General features: G+C 73.3%; 16 protein-coding genes. All 16 read left to right on the top strand.

All coding sequences use genetic code 11. The annotated features are described in order from the left end of the window. Nucleotides 1-168, top strand: a 168-nt coding sequence (locus tag ACFZA0_RS31340; protein ID WP_391023223.1) for a biotin/lipoyl-containing protein, incomplete at its 5' end; no start/stop codon positions are given. Between the two features lie 503 nt (nucleotides 169-671). Next, nucleotides 672-2,162 (top strand): FAD-dependent monooxygenase, encoded by a 1,491-nt coding sequence (locus tag ACFZA0_RS31335; RefSeq protein WP_391023193.1) that lies wholly within the window; start codon nucleotides 672-674, stop codon nucleotides 2,160-2,162. A 148-nt stretch (nucleotides 2,163-2,310) separates the two neighbouring features. Beyond that, nucleotides 2,311-2,640 (top strand): TcmI family type II polyketide cyclase, encoded by a 330-nt coding sequence (locus ACFZA0_RS31330; RefSeq protein ID WP_391023192.1) that lies wholly within the window; start codon nucleotides 2,311-2,313, stop codon nucleotides 2,638-2,640. Between the two features lie 8 nt (nucleotides 2,641-2,648). Continuing rightward, a complete protein-coding gene (locus ACFZA0_RS31325) occupies nucleotides 2,649-3,923 on the top strand; it encodes a beta-ketoacyl-ACP synthase II (protein ID WP_391023190.1) in 1,275 nt (424 codons plus the stop codon). Further along, a complete protein-coding gene (locus ACFZA0_RS31320; protein WP_391023188.1) occupies nucleotides 3,920-5,134 on the top strand; it encodes a beta-ketoacyl synthase N-terminal-like domain-containing protein in 1,215 nt (404 codons plus the stop codon). Before ACFZA0_RS31325 ends, ACFZA0_RS31320 begins: the two co-directional genes overlap by 4 nt. A gap of 69 nt (nucleotides 5,135-5,203) precedes the next feature. Beyond that, entirely contained in the window at nucleotides 5,204-5,485 is a 282-nt protein-coding gene (locus tag ACFZA0_RS31315; RefSeq protein ID WP_391023186.1) for a phosphopantetheine-binding protein, read from the top strand. A 41-nt stretch (nucleotides 5,486-5,526) separates the two neighbouring features. Further along, on the top strand, nucleotides 5,527-6,309 hold the full coding sequence (fabG, locus tag ACFZA0_RS31310) for a 3-oxoacyl-ACP reductase FabG (RefSeq protein ID WP_391023184.1): 783 nt from the start codon (nucleotides 5,527-5,529) through the stop codon (nucleotides 6,307-6,309). 32 nt (nucleotides 6,310-6,341) lie between these two features. Next, a complete protein-coding gene (locus ACFZA0_RS31305; protein ID WP_391023182.1) occupies nucleotides 6,342-7,304 on the top strand; it encodes an SRPBCC family protein in 963 nt (320 codons plus the stop codon). Between the two features lie 2 nt (nucleotides 7,305-7,306). Then, the gene (locus tag ACFZA0_RS31300; protein ID WP_391023180.1) at nucleotides 7,307-9,604 is read left to right on the top strand and encodes an SDR family oxidoreductase; all 2,298 of its coding nucleotides are present in this window, start codon (nucleotides 7,307-7,309) and stop codon (nucleotides 9,602-9,604) included. Nucleotides 9,605-9,713: 109 nt separating this feature from the next. Beyond that, the gene (locus ACFZA0_RS31295; RefSeq protein WP_391023179.1) at nucleotides 9,714-11,138 is read left to right on the top strand and encodes an MFS transporter; all 1,425 of its coding nucleotides are present in this window, start codon (nucleotides 9,714-9,716) and stop codon (nucleotides 11,136-11,138) included. A 49-nt stretch (nucleotides 11,139-11,187) separates the two neighbouring features. Continuing rightward, nucleotides 11,188-12,780: a carboxyl transferase domain-containing protein gene (locus tag ACFZA0_RS31290; RefSeq protein ID WP_391023177.1), complete on the top strand. Its 1,593-nt coding sequence runs from the start codon at nucleotides 11,188-11,190 to the stop codon at nucleotides 12,778-12,780. Between the two features lie 40 nt (nucleotides 12,781-12,820). Beyond that, nucleotides 12,821-13,060, top strand: coding sequence for an acyl-CoA carboxylase epsilon subunit (locus tag ACFZA0_RS31285; RefSeq protein WP_391023175.1), 240 nt, complete (start codon nucleotides 12,821-12,823; stop codon nucleotides 13,058-13,060). A 114-nt stretch (nucleotides 13,061-13,174) separates the two neighbouring features. Continuing rightward, nucleotides 13,175-14,038: an NAD(P)H-binding protein gene (locus tag ACFZA0_RS31280; protein WP_391023174.1), complete on the top strand. Its 864-nt coding sequence runs from the start codon at nucleotides 13,175-13,177 to the stop codon at nucleotides 14,036-14,038. A gap of 75 nt (nucleotides 14,039-14,113) precedes the next feature. Beyond that, nucleotides 14,114-14,743 carry an antibiotic biosynthesis monooxygenase gene (locus tag ACFZA0_RS31275; RefSeq protein WP_391023172.1) on the top strand — a complete coding sequence of 210 codons (630 nt, stop codon included), beginning with the start codon at nucleotides 14,114-14,116 and terminating at the stop codon, nucleotides 14,741-14,743. A 69-nt stretch (nucleotides 14,744-14,812) separates the two neighbouring features. Continuing rightward, the gene (locus ACFZA0_RS31270) at nucleotides 14,813-15,004 is read left to right on the top strand and encodes a hypothetical protein (protein WP_391023170.1); all 192 of its coding nucleotides are present in this window, start codon (nucleotides 14,813-14,815) and stop codon (nucleotides 15,002-15,004) included. A 195-nt stretch (nucleotides 15,005-15,199) separates the two neighbouring features. Further along, a complete protein-coding gene (locus ACFZA0_RS31265) occupies nucleotides 15,200-16,168 on the top strand; it encodes a zinc-binding dehydrogenase (RefSeq protein WP_391023168.1) in 969 nt (322 codons plus the stop codon). Nucleotides 16,169-16,201: the final 33 nt, after the last annotated feature.

The raw sequence follows: 16,201 nt of genomic DNA, 5'->3' as shown, positions 1-16,201 counted from the left end.
GTGGAGGAGGGCCAGGAGGTCAAGGAGGGCGACCTGATCGTGGTCCTGGAGGCCATGAAGATGGAACAGCCCCTCAACGCCCACAAGTCCGGCACCATCAAGGGCCTGACCGCGGACGTCGGCGCCTCCCTCACCTCGGGCGCACCCATCTGCGAGATCAAGGACTGACCGAACAGCCGAAGGAGGGCCCGCGCGGCAGTGCCGCGCGGGCCCTCCTTCGGCATGCCCCGGTCCTCCCGTGCCGGCGTCCGCACCTGAACCGGATTTCCGTCGACGGCATTCACCTGCGCATTTTTCATTCCTCTGTCATTTGCGTCGAGGATCTGAAGCACGTGCGCAGTCCTCTGAACCCATTTCCCTTGATTGCCGCTCGGCTCCCGGTGGATGCTGGAACACGTCACCGAGGAAGAGAGCAAGACGCGGAAACGCATTCCTGGGTGAGGCTCTCCGGCGTCGCGCAGAGACCGGCTGCCGGGCCGCGTTGCTGGACAACGTGCCCGTCGGTGCTGGTCAGCGCTGTTCAGTGCCGGTCGGCGGCGTGTGCGGCAATGAGGCCGCCGGATGTCCGCCGCGGTCGCGGAGTGTCCGACAGGGAAAGCATTCCCTTTTCTCCTTCCAACCGTTCGCACAGCCCGGCACAAATGTGATGCCAAGTCAGTGAAGGGCGTTCGATGATCTCTGCGAAAAGGCACACCGATACCGACGTCGTCATCGTGGGAGCGGGACCCGCCGGGCTCATGCTCGCCGGTGAATTGCGCCTCGCCGGGGTCGACGTCATCGTCCTGGAGCGGCTGACGCGCCCGACCGGGGAGTCCCGGGGACTGGGATTCACCACCCGCACCATGGAGATCTTCGACCAGCGCGGACTGCTGTCACGGTTCGGGGACGTCGAGACCAGCGAGGTCGGCCACTTCGGCGGCCTCCCCGTCGACTTCGGAGTGCTGGAGGGGGCGCACCAGGCCGCCAAGAGCATCCCCCAGTCGCAGACCGAGGAGAACCTGGAGAGCTGGGTCCGCGGCCTGGGCACCGACCTGCGGCGCGGACACGAGGTGCTGGGCGTCACCGACGGCACCGACGCCGTGTCCGTGAGCGTCCGCTCCGAGGACGGCGAGCAGGAACTGCGCGCCTCCTACCTGGTCGGCTGCGACGGCGGACGCAGTCTGGTGCGCAAGGCCGGCGGGTTCGACTTCCCCGGCACGGCCGCCACCCTGGAGATGTTCCTCGCCGACGTCAAGAACCTCGACCTGGCGCCCCGCATGATCGGGGAGACCTTCCCCGGCGGCATGGTCATGGTCGGGCCGCTGCCCGGCGGCGTCACCCGGCTCATCCTCTGCGAGCGCGGGACCCCGCCGCAGCGCCGCACCACCGCCCCCACCTACCAGGAGATCGTCGACGGCTGGAAACGCGTCACGGGGGAGGACATCTCGCACGGGGAGGCCACCTGGATCAGCTCCTTCGGGGACGCCACCCGCCAGGCCACCGAGTACCGCCGCGGGCGCGTGCTGCTCGCCGGGGACTCGGCCCACATCCACCTGCCGGCCGGCGGGCAGGGCATGAACACCAGCATCCAGGACGCCGTCAACCTGGGCTGGAAACTCGCCTCGGTCGTCCGCGGCCGCGCCCCCGAGCGGCTGCTGGACAGCTACCACGACGAGCGGCACCCGGTGGGGGAGCGGCTCCTGATGAACACCCAGGCGCAGGGCCTGCTCTTCCTCAGCGGATCGGAGATGGAACCGCTGCGCGCGGTCTTCCGCGAACTGATCCAATACCAGGAGGTGAGCCGGCACCTCGCCGCCATGGTCAGCGGCCTGGAGATCCGCTACGACGTCGGCGGCGGCACCCACCCGCTGCTCGGCGCGAGGCTGCCGCACCTCGAACTCGCCGGCGCGCACGCCGGGACCAGCAGCACCCGCCTGCTGCACCCGGGGCGCGGCGTGCTCCTGGACCTCGCGGACAACCCCCGCCTGCGCTCCCGTGCCGAACCGTGGTCGGACCGGGTGGACGTCGTCACGGCCGCGCCCCGCGGCCTTCCCGAGGGCAGCGCGCTGACCGGCACCTCCGCCGTGCTCGTCCGCCCCGACGGCTACGTCGCCTGGGCCGCGCCCGGCAGCCACCGCGACCTGCCCACCGCGCTGGAGACGTGGTTCGGCCCGGCCCGCTGACCCCGCCCCGGCGGCAGCCGCGGCACACCCGCCCCCGCACGCGGCACACCCGTCCCGCACGCACGGCCCCGCACCTCCGTTTCCGTACCTCTCCGTAGTGCCAGGACCGGCAGACCGGTCCGGCACCCGTCCGAGAAGGCAAGGACCCATGAAGCACAGCACCCTGATCGTCGCCCGCATGCAGCCCGAGGCGAGCACGGACGTGGCCCGGCTCTTCGGAGCCTTCGACGCCACCGACATGCCCGAGCGGATGGGAACCAGGCGCCGCCAGCTGTTCTCCTACCGCGGCCTCTACTTCCACCTCCAGGACTTCGACGAGGACCACGGCGCCGAGCGCATCGACCAGGCCAGGCACGACCCGCGGTTCCTGGGCATCAGCGAGGACCTCAAGCCGTTCATCGACGCCTACGACCCGGCGACCTGGCGCTCCCCGGCCGACGCCATGGCGACCCGCTTCTACACCTGGCGGGCCGCCTGATGGAGGGCATGACGGACGGTCACCGCGTGGTGATCACCGGGGTCGGGGTGCTCGCGCCCGGCGGTGTGGGAACCAAGAACTTCTGGAACCTCATCAGCGAGGGACGCACCGCCACCCGGGGCATCACCTTCTTCGACCCCACTCCCTACCGCTCGCGCGTCGCGGCAGAGATCGACTTCGACCCCGAGTCCCACGGACTCGGACCGCAGGAGATCCGCCGCATGGACCGCGCCGCCCAGCTCGCCGTCGTGGCCGCCCGTGAGGCGTTCGCCGACAGCGGGGCCGCCTTCGCGCGGCAGGACCCGCACCGCGTCGGCGTCACTGTCGGAAGCGCCGTCGGCGCCACCATGGGCCTCGACCAGGAATACCGGGTCGTCAGCAACGGCGGTCAGTTCGAGCAGGTGCACCACGAGTACGCGGTGCCGCACCTGTACGACTTCATGGTCCCGAGCTCCTTCGCGGCCGAGATCGCCTGGGCGGCCGGCGCCGAGGGCCCCAGCACGGTGGTCTCCACCGGCTGCACCTCCGGCATCGACGCCGTCGGCCACGCGGCCGACCTGATCCGCGAGGGCACCGTCGACATGATGATCGCCGGGGCCTGCGACGCGCCCATCTCACCGATCACCATGGCCTGCTTCGACGCCATCAAGGCCACCACCTCCCGCAACGACGACCCCGAACACGCCTCGCGCCCCTTCGACGGGACGCGCAACGGATTCGTCCTCGGCGAGGGGGCAGCCGTGTTCGTCCTCGAACGGCTCGACCACGCCCGGCGGCGCGGCGCGCACGTCTACGCCGAGATCGCCGGGTACGCGACCCGCAGCAACGCCTTCCACATGACCGGTCTGCGTCCCGACGGCGCGGAGATGGCCGAGTCGATCCGGGTGGCGCTGGACGAGGCCCGGCTGGCGCCGCAGGACATCGACTACGTCAACGCCCACGGCTCGGGCACCAAGCAGAACGACCGGCACGAGACCGCCGCCTTCAAGAAGAGCCTGGGGCAGCACGCGTACCGCACGCCGGTCAGCTCGATCAAGTCGATGGTCGGGCACTCGCTCGGGGCGATCGGCTCCATCGAGATCGCCGCGAGCGTGCTGGCGATGGAGAACCACGTCGTGCCGCCCACGGCCAACCTGCACACCCCCGACCCCGAGTGCGACCTCGACTACGTCCCGCTGACCGCCCGGGAGTGGCACACCGACGCGGTGCTGACCGTGGGCAGCGGCTTCGGCGGCTTCCAGAGCGCCATGGTGCTGGCCCGGCCCGAGAGGAGCGGCGCGTGACCCCCTCCGCCGTCATCACCGGACTCGGCATCGCCTCGCCCAACGGCCTGGGCAAGCAGGACTTCTGGTCCGCCACCCGTGCCGGCACGAGCGGGATCGGCCGGGTCAGCCGGTTCGACCCGAGTCGTTATCCGTCCCAACTGGCGGGCGAGGTACCGGGGTTCAAGGCGTCCGACCACCTGCCGAGCAGGCTCCTCCCGCAGACCGACCACATGACGCAACTCGCGCTCGCCGCCACCGACTGGGCGCTCGACGACGCCGGGGTCAACCCCCGCGACCTGCCCGACTTCGACATGGGCGTCATCACGGCCAGTTCCTCCGGCGGCTTCGAGTTCGGCCAGGGAGAGCTGCGCAAGCTGTGGAGCAAGGGCTCGCGGCACGTCAGCGCCTACCAGTCCTTCGCCTGGTTCTACGCCGTCAACAGCGGCCAGATCTCCATCCGCCAGGGCATGCGGGGGCCCAGCGGCGTCGTCGTCGGCGAACAGGCCGGCGGCCTCGACGCCCTGGCCCAGGCGCGCCGCCAGATCCGCCGGGGGACACCGCTGATCGTCTCCGGCGCGGTCGACGCCTCCGTCTGCTCGTGGGGCTGGGCCGCCCAGCTCGCCTCGGGCCGGCTCAGCCGGAGCGCCGACGCCGCCCGCGCCTACCTGCCCTTCGACGCCGACGCGTGCGGACACGTCCCCGGGGAGGGCGGGGCGATCCTCATCCTGGAGGACGCCGGCCTCGCCGCCCGCCGAGGGGCCCGTACCTACGGCGAACTGCGCGGCTACGCCTCGACGTTCGACCCGCGGCCCGGCAGCGGACGCCCGCCCGGCCTGCGCCGGGCCATCGAGCTCGCGCTGCGGGACGCCGACGTCGTCCCCGCCGACGTGGACGTCGTCTTCGCCGACGCGGCCGCGCTGCCCGACCTCGACGCCGCCGAGGCGGACGCGATCAACGCGGTGTTCGGCCGCCACGCCGTCCCCGTGACCGCGCCCAAGACGATGACGGGCCGTCTGTACTCGGGCGGAGCGCCCCTGGACGTGGCCGCCGCGCTGCTGGCCATCCAGGAGGGGCTGATCCCGCCCACCGTGCACGTCTCCCCGGTGCCCGCCCTCGGACTCGACCTGGTGACCGGCCGGCCGCGCACCGCCGAGGTGCGGACCGCCCTCGTGCTGGCCCGCGGCCACCACGGCTTCAACTCCGCGGCGGTCGTCACCGCCACGGACTGACCGCCCCGCCCGACCCGTGCCCCACCCGCCGAACACCTCACGTTCCCGGCAGAAAGGCAGCAAACACCCATGAGTACACGGCAGTTCACCCTCGACGACCTGCGCCGCATCCTCCAGGAGGGTGCCGGTGTGGACGAGGCCGCCGACTTCGGCGGCGACATCGCGGACACCGGTCTCGGCCTGCTCGGCTACGAGTCGCTCGCCCTGCTGGAGACCGCCGGCCGCATCGAGCGGGAGTTCGACGTGGAGCTCGACGACGAGGCCGTCACCGACGTCGACACCACCCCCCGTCAGCTCGTCGAGCTCGTCAACGCCTGCCTGCGGCCCGCGCCCGCCCCGGCCCGCACCTGACGGACCCGTCCACCGCCGAATCCGCGAAGAAGGGACACCCCATGCCCCAGAACGAACGCGTCGCCCTGGTGACCGGAGCCACGAGCGGCATCGGACTCGCCGTCGCCCGGCTCCTGGCCTCCTCCGGCCACCGCGTCTTCATCGGCGCGCGCAACCCCGAGAACGTGTCCGCGACCGTCAAGGAACTGCGCGACGAGGGCCTCGACGTCGACGGCACCACCCTGGACGTACGGGTCGCCGCCGACGTGCGCGCCTTCGTGCAGGCCGCCGTCGACCGCTACGGGACCGTGGACGTGCTGGTCAACAACGCCGGCCGCAGCGGGGGAGGCGTGACCGCCGACATCAGCGACGAGCTGTGGGACGACGTCGTCGCGACCAACCTCCACAGCGTCTTCCGGGTCACCCGGGAGGTCCTGAACACCGGAGGGATGCGGGGCAAGGACCGCGGCCGGATCATCAACATCGCGTCCACCGCGGGCAAGCAGGGCGTGGTGCTCGGCGCGCCCTACTCGGCCTCGAAGCACGGCGTCGTCGGCTTCACCAAGGCGCTGGGCAACGAACTGGGCCCCTCCGGCATCACCGTCAACGCGGTCTGCCCGGGATACGTGGAGACGCCCATGGCCCAGCGGGTCCGGCAGGGCTACGCGGACGCCTGGAACACCACCGAGGACGCCGTCCTCGACAGGTTCGAGGCGAAGATCCCGCTCGGCCGCTACTCCACCCCGGAGGAGGTCGCCGGACTCGTCGGCTACCTCGCCTCCGACACGGCCGCCTCCATCACCGCGCAGGCGCTCAACGTCTGCGGCGGCCTGGGCAACTTCTGACATCAGCCGACGCGCAAGGAGGAATCGCCAGCATGACGCAGTCAGAACCGCGCGAGGTCGAGCACGAGATCACCGTCGACGCCCCGGCGGACGACATCTACCGGCTGATAGCCGAGGTCGAGAACTGGCCGCGCGTCTTCCCGCCGACCATCTACGTCGACCAGGTCGAACGCGACGGCGCCACCGGGCCGGAGGTCTCCACCGAACGCATCCGGATCTGGGCCACCGCACACGGCGAGCCCAAGAGCTGGACCTCCCGGCGGACCCTGGACCCGCGCACCCGCCGCATCGACTTCCGCCAGGAACTCTCCACCCCGCCGGTGGCCGCGATGGGCGGCGCCTGGCTCATCGAGCCGGCCGGTGACACGGCCAGCCGCGTCCGCCTGCTGCACGACTACCGCGCGGTCGACGACGACCCGGAGAGCCTGCGCTGGATCGACGAGGCCGTCGACCACAACTCCCGGTCCGAACTGGCCGCGCTCAAGGAGAACCTCGAACGCGTCCACGCCTCGGGGGAGTTGACGTTCTCCTTCACCGACACGGTCGCCGTCGCCGGCAGCGCCAAGGACCTCTACGACTTCGTCAACGAGGCCGACCGGTGGCCCGTCCGGCTGCCGCACGTGGCGAGCGTGACCCTCACCGAGGACACCCCGGGGCTCCAGACCCTCGCCATGCACACGCGTGCCAAGGACGGCTCGACGCACGTCACCGAGTCCTACCGGGTCTGCCTGCCGCACGAGCGCATCGCCTACAAGCAGACGACGCTCCCGGCGCTGATGACCCTGCACACGGGGGTGTGGACCTTCACCGAGACCGGTGACGGCGCCACCGCCTCCTCCCAGCACACGGTGGTCCTCGCCCCGGACAACATCGGCCGGATCCTCGGCCCGGACGCCACGGTCGACGACGCCCGCACCTACGTGCGCAACGCCCTGAGCACCAACAGCAGTGCCACGCTGGCCCATGCCAAGGCCCACGCCGAGGGCAGGGCCTGACCGTGGCCACCGTCAAGGTGAACACCGACGTCGTCGTGGTGGGGGCCGGTCCGGTCGGCCTGCTGCTCGCGGGCGAACTGCGCCTGGGAGGGGCCCGTGTCGTCGTACTGGAGACGCGCGGCGCCCCCACCACGGAGTCCCGCGCCTCCACCCTGCACGCCCGCACCATGCAACTGCTGGCCTCGCGCGACCTGTTGGGCAGGCTCGGCGACATCCCCCACGAACCCCGGGGCCACTTCGCCGGCATCCCCCTGGACCTGACCCTGCCGACGGCGTACCCGGGGCAGTGGAAGGTGCTCCAGAGCCGCACCGAGGAACTCCTCCAGGAGTGGGCCGTGGAGCTGGGCGCCGACCTGCGCCGCGGGCACACCCTGCGGCGGCTCGCGCAGGACGCCGACGGCGTCGAGGCCGAGGCGCTGACATCCGGGGGCCCCGCCGTCTTCCACGCCCGCCACCTGGTGGCCTGCGACGGCGAGGACAGCACCGTACGGGCCCTGACCCGGGCGGACTTCCCCGGCACCGACGCGGGACGGCTGCTGCTGCGGGCCGACGTGGCGGGCATCGACATCCCCGGGCGGCGGTTCGAGCGCCTGGCGGGCGGACTGGCCATCGCGGCGCGCCGGCCCGACGGCGTCACCCGGGTCATGGTCCACGAGTTCTCCGGCGGCCAGGACCCCGGGGGCGAGGTCTCCTTCGAGGACGTCGTCGCCACCTGGCGACGCGTGACCGGGGAGGACATCTCCCACGGCACCCCGCTGTGGGTCAACTCCTTCGGGGACGCCGCACGCCAGGTCGCCCACTACCGCGACGGCCGCGTGCTGTTCGCCGGCGACGCCGCCCACCGGCAGATGCCGATCGGCGGGCAGGCACTCAACCTCGGCCTGCACGACGCCTTCAACCTCGGCTGGAAACTCGCCGCCCGGGTCACCGGCCGCGCCCCCGACACCCTGCTGGACACCTACGACGAGGAGCGCCGCCCGGCCGGTGCGCGCACCCTGACGAACATCTCGGCCCAGGCGAACCTGCTGCTCGGCGGCCCCGAGGTCGAGGCGGCGCGGTCCGTGCTGACCGAGCTGGTCGCGCACGAACCCGTACGCCGGCACCTGGCGGCGATGATCGCCGCCGTGGACCTGCCGGAGTCCGCCGACGCGCTGTGCGGCACGGTCCTGCCCGACGTGCCCCTCGACACGCCCGCGGGCCCGGTCACCGCCGCCCGGCTGCTGAGCGCCGGGCGCGGGCTGCTGCTGACGCTGACCGGCGCCGCGGACACCGCACGCTCCCTGCGCCGGACGGCCGCCCCGTGGGCCGCCGCCGTGGACGTCGTCGCCGCCGGTCTGCCGCCGGACGCGGAGGACGGCACCGGCGGCGCCCGGCTGCTGAGCGAGGCACGGGCGGTCCTGGTCCGGCCCGACGGGCACATCGCCTGGGCGGGACCGGACGCCGCGGACCTGCCCGACGCCCTGGCGCGGTGGTTCGGGCCGCCGGCCGACACCACGCCCGCCACCGACACCCGACCCCGATCCCGACGAAGGACGACCATGGACAGGCTTCACGGCAGGACGGCACTCGTCACCGGCGCCAGCCGGGGCATGGGACGTGCCACCGCCCTCAAACTCGCGCTGGACGGCGCCCTCGTCGCCGTCCACCACAACACCAACGCCGACGCGGCCCGGGAAACCGTCGAGACCATCGAGAAGGACGGCGGCCGGGCCTTCGCCGTCCGTGCCGAGCTGGGGGTTCCCGGCGACGTCCACACGCTCTTCCTCGCCCTGGAGGAACAGCTCAAGGAGCGCACCGGCACCACCGACCTGGACATCCTCGTGAACAACGCGGGCGTCATGGGCGGAACGAAGCCCGAGGACACCACCCCGGAGGCGTTCGACCGGCTCGTCGCCGTCAACGCCAAGGCCCCCTTCTTCGTCATCCAGCGGGCCCTGGAGAACATGCCCGACGGCGGACGGATCATCAACATCTCCTCCGGGCTGACCCGGTTCGCCAACCCCGACGAGATCGCCTACGCCATGACCAAGGGAGCCGTCGAGCAACTCGCCCTGCACTACGCCAAGTTGCTCGGACCCCGGCGGATCACCGTCAACAGCGTCGCGCCCGGCATCACCCGCAACGACAACCCGGTCTTCGGCATCCCCGAGGCCGTCGAGCAGATGGCGGGACTGTCCGCCTTCAACCGGGTCGGCGAGCCCGAGGACGTCGCCGACGTCGTGGCGTTCCTCGCCAGTGACGAGGCCCGCTGGATCACCGGCTCCTTCGTCGACGCCAGCGGCGGCACCCTCCTCGGCTGAGAACCGGGCCCCGCGCACCGGGACCGGACCGCACGTCGGGCGGCTCCCGGCACGGACACACGAGTACACGGACACACGGACACACGGCACGACACGAAGGGAGACCACCGTGACGACGACCGGCACCGCCACGGCCGGACCCGCCCTCGGCCCGCGCCTCGGGGGACTGCTGACGGTGCTGGCCTGCAACATGCTCGTCGACGCGCTGGAGGTGTCGGCGCTGCTGGTGGCGGTCCCCGCGATCGCCCGGGACCTGCGCCTGGACGCCGGTGCCGCGCAGTGGCCGCTCACCGGCTTCGCCGTCGGATTCGGCGGACTGCTGCTGTTCGCCCAGCGGCTGGTGGACCGTTTCGGACGGCGCCGCGTCTACCTCGTGGGGCTGGCGGCCTTCGCCGTCGCCTCCCTGGCCGCGGCCGCCGCCGACACGCTCTGGCTGCTGGTGCTCACCCGCCTCGTCAAGGGGCTGTGCGCGGCGCTCACCGCACCCACCGGGCTGGCCATCATCGCGGCGGACTTCCCCGAGGGGCGCGCGCGGGAACGGGCCGTGTCCGTCTACACCCTGTTCGGGGCCGCGGGGTTCAGCGCCGGACTCCTGCTGTCCGGCGTGCTCACCGGGATCGGCTGGCGGCTCACCCTCGCGTCGCCCGCGCCCGTGGTGGCCGTGCTCCTCGTGGCCGCCCTCCGGCTCGTCCCCAAGGACCGCCCGCGGCACGGCGGACGGCCGCTCGGTGTCGCCCGTGCTCTGACGTTCACCGTCGCGCTGCTCGCGATCGTGCACGCGCTGACGTCGGTGCCGCGGACCGGACTCGCCGGCCCCGCCGGGTTCCTGTCCGCGGCGGCCGCGGCCGCCGCGGTGACCGCCTGGTTCCTGACCGAGCGCTCCCGCCCCGACCCGGTCTGGTCCCTGCCGCCCGGCGGCGCGGCCCTGGTGCGCGGCGCCCTGTCCGCCGCCGCCCTCAACGGCTCGCACCTCGGGCTGCTCCTGATCCTCAGCCTCCAACTCCAGCTGCTGCGCGGCTGGTCCGCGCCGCTCACCGCACTCGCGCTGCTGCCGGCCGCCCTGCCGCTGGTGCTCACCGCGCTCGCCTCGGGCCGGATGCTGCGCCGCTGGGGTGCCACACCGCTGATCGCCCTCGGCACACTGCCGCCCTGCCTGGGCTGCGCCTGGTACCTGGCCGCCGGCACCCCCGACGACTACGCCCGCGACGTACTGCCCGGCCTCCTGCTGATCGCCACCGGGTTCGTCCTGTCGTTCGCGGCCCTCAACAGCCAGGCGGTGGCGGGCGTTCCGCCCGAGCGGCGCGGCGCGGCGGCCGGGTTCTACCAGACCGCCGTGCAACTGGGCGCGGTCCTCGTCCCCGCGGCCGTGGCGGCACTGCTGGAGCACGCCGCGCACGGCGGTTCGCCGGGAGCCGCGGCCGGACGGCCGCGGGCGGCGCTCGCGCTCGTCACCCTCGTCGCCGCCGCCGGGTGGGCGACGGCCCTGACCGGACTGCGCCGCGCACCCGCGCCCGCCGTCCCCCACGAACGCTGACCGCGCGCCGGCCCGCGCCCCCGCCGGCCCACTGAAAGGACACGGACGCATGGCGACACCAGCAGCCCCCGGTACCGGGGAACGGCGGGAGACGACACTCGGCGGACGCGCGCGCGAACTCGGCGCGGTCAAGGAGAGCGCCGTCCAGGGACCCGACTCCGCCGCCACCGAACGGCAGCACGCCAAGGGCAAGCTGACGGCCCGTGAGCGGATCGACCTGCTGCTCGACAAGGGAAGCTTCACCGAGGTCGAGCAGTTGCGGCGGCACCGGGCGACGGGCTTCGGTCTGGAGGCCAAGCGGCCGTACACGGACGGTGTCGTCACCGGCTGGGGAACGGTCGAGGGCCGTACGGTCTTCGTCTACGCGCACGACTTCCGGATCTTCGGCGGTGCGCTGGGCGAGGCCCACGCGACGAAGATCCACAAGATCATGGACATGGCCATCGCGGCCGGTGCGCCGCTGGTCTCCCTCAACGACGGCGCCGGCGCCCGTATCCAGGAGGGCGTCTCCGCCCTCGCCGGGTACGGCGGCATCTTCCAGCGCAACACGAAGGCGTCCGGTGTCATCCCGCAGATCAGCGTGATGCTCGGCCCGTGCGCGGGCGGCGCGGCCTACAGCCCCGCCCTCACCGACTTCGTGTTCATGGTCCGCGAGACCTCGCAGATGTTCATCACCGGTCCCGACGTCGTCAAGGCGGTCACCGGCGAGGAGATCACCCAGAACGGCCTCGGCGGCGCGGACGTGCACGCCACCCGCAGCGGCGTCGCCCACTTCGTCTACGACGACGAGGAGACGTGCCTCGCCGAGGTCCGCTACCTGCTGTCCCTGCTGCCGCCGAACAACCGCGAGATGCCGCCGAGCCGGCCGGCCGGGGACCTCGCCGACCGGAGCACCGACACCCTCACGGAGCTCATCCCCGCGGAGCCCGGCCGCAGTTACGACATGCGCACCGTGATCGAGCAGCTCGTCGACGAGCAGGAGCACCTGGAGGTCCACCAGCACTGGGCGGCCAACATCATCTGCACGCTGGCCCGCATGGACGGCGAGACCGTCGGCATCGTCGCCAACCAGCCCGCGGTGACGGCGGGGGTGCTGGACATCGAGGCCAGCGAGAAGGCCGCGCGGTTCGTGCAGTTCTGCGACTCCTTCAACATCCCCCTGCTGACCCTCGTGGACGTGCCCGGCTTCCTGCCCGGACTCGGCCAGGAGCACGACGGCATCATCCGGCACGGGGCCAAACTGCTGTACGCGTACTGCAACGCGACCGTCCCGCGGATCTCCCTGATCGTCCGCAAGGCGTACGGCGGCGCCTACATCGTGATGGACTCCCGCTCCATCGGCGCCGACCTCGCCTACGCGTGGCCCGGGAACGAGATCGCCGTGATGGGCGCGGAGGGCGCCGCCAACGTCATCTTCCGCCGGGAGATAGCCCAGGCCGACGACCCCGAAGCGGTGCGCCGCACGCGGATCGAGGACTACCGCACCGCGCTGATGCACCCCTACTACGCGGCCGAACGCGGCCTGGTCGACGACGTGATCGACCCCGGCCGCACCCGCGAGATCCTCGTCCGCTCGCTGGCCATGCTGCGTGCCAAGCACGCCGAACTCCCCTCCCGCAAGCACGGCAACCCCCCGCAGTAGACCCACCGCGGGTCGCGGCCCTATCCCAGAGGAGAAGCCCATGCGCAGTGCGGAAACCACCGCCCCCGAGACCATTCGCGTCGTCAGGGGACAGGCCACCGAGGAGGAGATCGCCGCCCTGGTCGCCGCCCTCGTCACGGTCCGCCCCGCCGCCCCGCCCCAGGAGGCCGCCGGTCACCGCCGCACACCCACCTGGCGCAGGCCGGACCGGATCGGCGGACACCGTCCCGCGCCGAGCTGGCGTGCGGAGACGCTCCGGCCCGCGGCGGTCGCGGCCTGACCGCGGCCGCGCGCCGCCTCCCGGCCCCGGCCCGGCCCGGTCCGGGGCCCTGCCCGGCAGTCCGCCGGCGCCGCCCCCGGGCGGCGCCACGTCCCCCGAGAACGAGGTCATTCTGTGAGCAGCCAGCGCACCATCCTGATCACCGCCGCCACGGGCAACGTCGGCCCGCACGCCGCTCGGGCGGCCCTCGCGGAGGGGGCGTCGGTCAGGGCACTCGTCCTGCGCGACGATCCCCACCTCGACCGTCTGCCACCCGGCGTCACCCTCTTCACGGGCGACCTCGCCGACCCCGGCAGCCTGGACGCCGCCCTCGACGGCGTGGACGGCGTCTTCTGGATGTGGCCGTTCTTCACCACCGGCACCGGCACCGCGCAGGCGGTCCTCGACAGGATCGAACGGCAGGCGGCAAGGATCGCGCTGGTGTCGTCCGTCGGCGTGCACATCGGGCTGGAGCGGCAGGACAACAACTGCCACGCGTACCTCGAAGAGCTCATCACGCACACCGACCTCGGACACACCTTCCTGCGCACCACCGGCTTCATGGCCAACGCCCTCGGCTTCGCCGAGCAGATCCGCACCACCAAGACCGTCCGCTTCCCGTACGGCGACGCCGTGCGCACCCCGGTCGACGAGGCGGATCTCGCCGCCGTCGGGGTCCGGGCCCTGCTGGACGACGCGCACGCGGACCGGCGCTACCTCGTGACCGGCCCCGAGGCGCTCAGCCAGCGCCGCCAGGTCGACATCATCGGCGAGGTCCTCGGCCGCTCGCTCGCCTGGGAGGACGTGGAGGCCGGTGAGGCCCGTGCGCACATGGTCGCGACGGGCTGGCCGCCCTCGTACGCCGACGGGGCGCTGGACTACTTCCGGCAGTTGACGACGGAGGACGAGGTCGGCTCCGACACGGTGGCCCGTGTGCTGGGGCGACCGGCCACGACGTTCCGCGCATGGGTCGAGCGCCGGTCCGACGCCTTCGTGTGACCGTGCGGAGACCGGGACAAGAGCCGGGGACAGCCGCAGAGCCGAACAGCAGGCGAGGGAAGAAGGGAGCCGGCCATGTCCGAGCACCGGTCGGGCGACGGATTCGTCGCGTACGAGGTCGTCACCGTCACGAGCGGCACGGCGGTGGCCGCGGCGGACCGTGTCGTCGAGGAGATGCGTGCGGCGGCCGGCCGCCGTGCCGGGTTCCGCACCGCCCGCGTGCACGTGGCCCCCGACGGCCCCGTCGTCATCGTCCGGAGCGTGTGGGACGACGAGGCGGCCCACCTCGGGCACCGCGAGGCCGCCCCGCTCGCGGCCGTGGCGGACGGCCGGGAGGCGCTCGTGTGCGGCGGTTCGCCGGCGCCCGGCATCGTCGGCCCCGCCGCCGCGGCCGAGCCGGGGATCGTGGCCGTCGCGGTCCGCTACCTGGGCGGGCAGCGGTCCGCCCGGGAGGTGCTGCGGCTGCTGCGACTGAGCGGCGAGTGGAAGCGGGCGTTTCCCGGGTTCGTACGGGCCGATCCCTGCCTGAGCGCCGACGGACGGCTGTTCGTCAACTACGCCCAGTGGGTGGACGCCGAGGCCCACCGTGCCTGGATGGCCGATCCCAGGATCGGCGAGGGCCAGCACGAGATAGCCGCCCACGAGACCGCGGCCCCCCGGTACTTCCTGGGGCGGACCGTGGCGCGGGTGGACGCCCCGCGCTGAACGTCGAATTCGAGGAGGAGCGGAGATGTCCGAGGAGGAACGGAAGAAGGCGCAGAAGGAGGAACGGACATGACGGCACTTCACCCGCACGGCGCCGGCCCGGCCTACGGGCACGGCCCCGTCCAGCCGCCCGGCGGTCCCGGGGACGCCCCGGAGCCCTCCGGCGCGGACGCCGCCGCGACCGCGGGCCGCGCCCCGCTGCCCGGCGACACCCCCGGTTCCGACACCGGGGAGCCGCACATCGTCCGCGGGCTCGACTGACCCCGCCCGCGCCCCCGCCCGCGCCCGTCGGCGGCGCGCCGCGCCGGCTGCGGCCGGAAACCGGCCCCGCGGCTTGACCTCAACCGCGGTTGAGGTTGCACGCTGAGATCACTGCGGCCCCCACCGCGTCCGTGCGGCCGGGTCACAGGCGAACCACGGCCGCCGGCCGTGGCGGAGAGACGAAGGAGTTGCCGCGTGCGAGCAGTCGAGGTGTCAGGTTTTGGCGGTCCCGAGGTCCTGCGCGTGGTCGAGCGTGCCGATCCGGCGCCGTCCGCCCGCCAGGCGGTGATCGCCGTCCAGGTCGCCGACGTGCTGTTCCTGGAGACCCAGGTGCGGGCCGGAAGGATGCGGGACGACTTCCCGCTCACCCCGCCCTACGTACCGGGCGACGGAGTCGTCGGCACCGTCGTCGCGGTCGGTTCCGAGGTCGACGGGGCGCTGATCGGCGACAGGGTCGCCGGGTTCGCCGGCGGCCAGGGCGGATACGCCGACCGTGTGCCGCTCGACGCGGACGGGCTGGTCCCCGTGCCGGACGGGCTGGCGTCGGAACAGGCGGTCGCCCTGCTCCACGACGGCCCGACCGCGTTGACGCTGTTCCGCAACGCCGCCGTGAAGCCCGACGACCGGGTCCTGATCACGGCCGCCGCCGGGGGCATGGGCCTCCTGCTCGTACAGCTCGCGCACGCCGCGGGGGCGCACGTGATCGCGGCGGCGCGGGGCGAGGAGAAGCTGCGCCTGCTGCGTGACGTGGGGGCCGACACCGTCGTCGACTACTCCGGCCACGACTGGGCCGACCAGGTGCGCCGGGCCGCTCCCGACGGGGTCGACGCCGTCTTCGACGGGGCGGGCGCCGAACTGGGCGGTGTGGCGTTCGGCCTCACGGCGCGCGGCGCCCGCTTCTCCGCGCACGGCGCGCCCGCCGGACGGTTCGCCGACATCGACGAGGACGCGGCCCGCGAGCGCGATGTCACGGTGCGGGGCATCGAGCAGGTCCAGCTCGGCGACGAGGAGACCGTCGGGCTGGCCGCCGAGGTCCTGCGGGAGGCCGCCGCGGGCAGACTGCGCCCGGTCGTCGGCCAGACCTTCCCGCTCGACCGGGCGGCCGAGGCGCACGCGGCGCTGGAGGAGCGCCGCGTCACGGGGAAGACCGTGCTGGTGGTCTGAGCCCCCCGCCCGCACCGCCGCCGGCCCGCCCGG

It is taken from the genome of Streptomyces sp. NPDC008150 (assembly GCF_042956945.1).
In the GTDB taxonomy this organism is placed as follows: domain Bacteria; phylum Actinomycetota; class Actinomycetes; order Streptomycetales; family Streptomycetaceae; genus Streptomyces.
Note: the sequence above shows the minus strand (reverse complement) of the source record. Positions and strands in the feature narration are given on the sequence as shown.

Bases quoted from the DNA above. Each gene is read 5' to 3' on its own strand.
- ACFZA0_RS31335 (WP_391023193.1), top strand. From the start codon at position 672: ATGATCTCTGCGAAAAGGCACACCGATACCGACGTCGTCATCGTGGGA.
- ACFZA0_RS31330 (WP_391023192.1), top strand. From the start codon at position 2,311: ATGAAGCACAGCACCCTGATCGTCGCCCGCATGCAGCCCGAGGCGAGC.
- ACFZA0_RS31325 (WP_391023190.1), top strand. From the start codon at position 2,649: ATGACGGACGGTCACCGCGTGGTGATCACCGGGGTCGGGGTGCTCGCG.
- ACFZA0_RS31315 (WP_391023186.1), top strand. From the start codon at position 5,204: ATGAGTACACGGCAGTTCACCCTCGACGACCTGCGCCGCATCCTCCAG.
- fabG (WP_391023184.1), top strand. From the start codon at position 5,527: ATGCCCCAGAACGAACGCGTCGCCCTGGTGACCGGAGCCACGAGCGGC.
- ACFZA0_RS31305 (WP_391023182.1), top strand. From the start codon at position 6,342: ATGACGCAGTCAGAACCGCGCGAGGTCGAGCACGAGATCACCGTCGAC.
- ACFZA0_RS31290 (WP_391023177.1), top strand. From the start codon at position 11,188: ATGGCGACACCAGCAGCCCCCGGTACCGGGGAACGGCGGGAGACGACA.
- ACFZA0_RS31285 (WP_391023175.1), top strand. From the start codon at position 12,821: ATGCGCAGTGCGGAAACCACCGCCCCCGAGACCATTCGCGTCGTCAGG.
- ACFZA0_RS31275 (WP_391023172.1), top strand. From the start codon at position 14,114: ATGTCCGAGCACCGGTCGGGCGACGGATTCGTCGCGTACGAGGTCGTC.
- ACFZA0_RS31270 (WP_391023170.1), top strand. From the start codon at position 14,813: ATGACGGCACTTCACCCGCACGGCGCCGGCCCGGCCTACGGGCACGGC.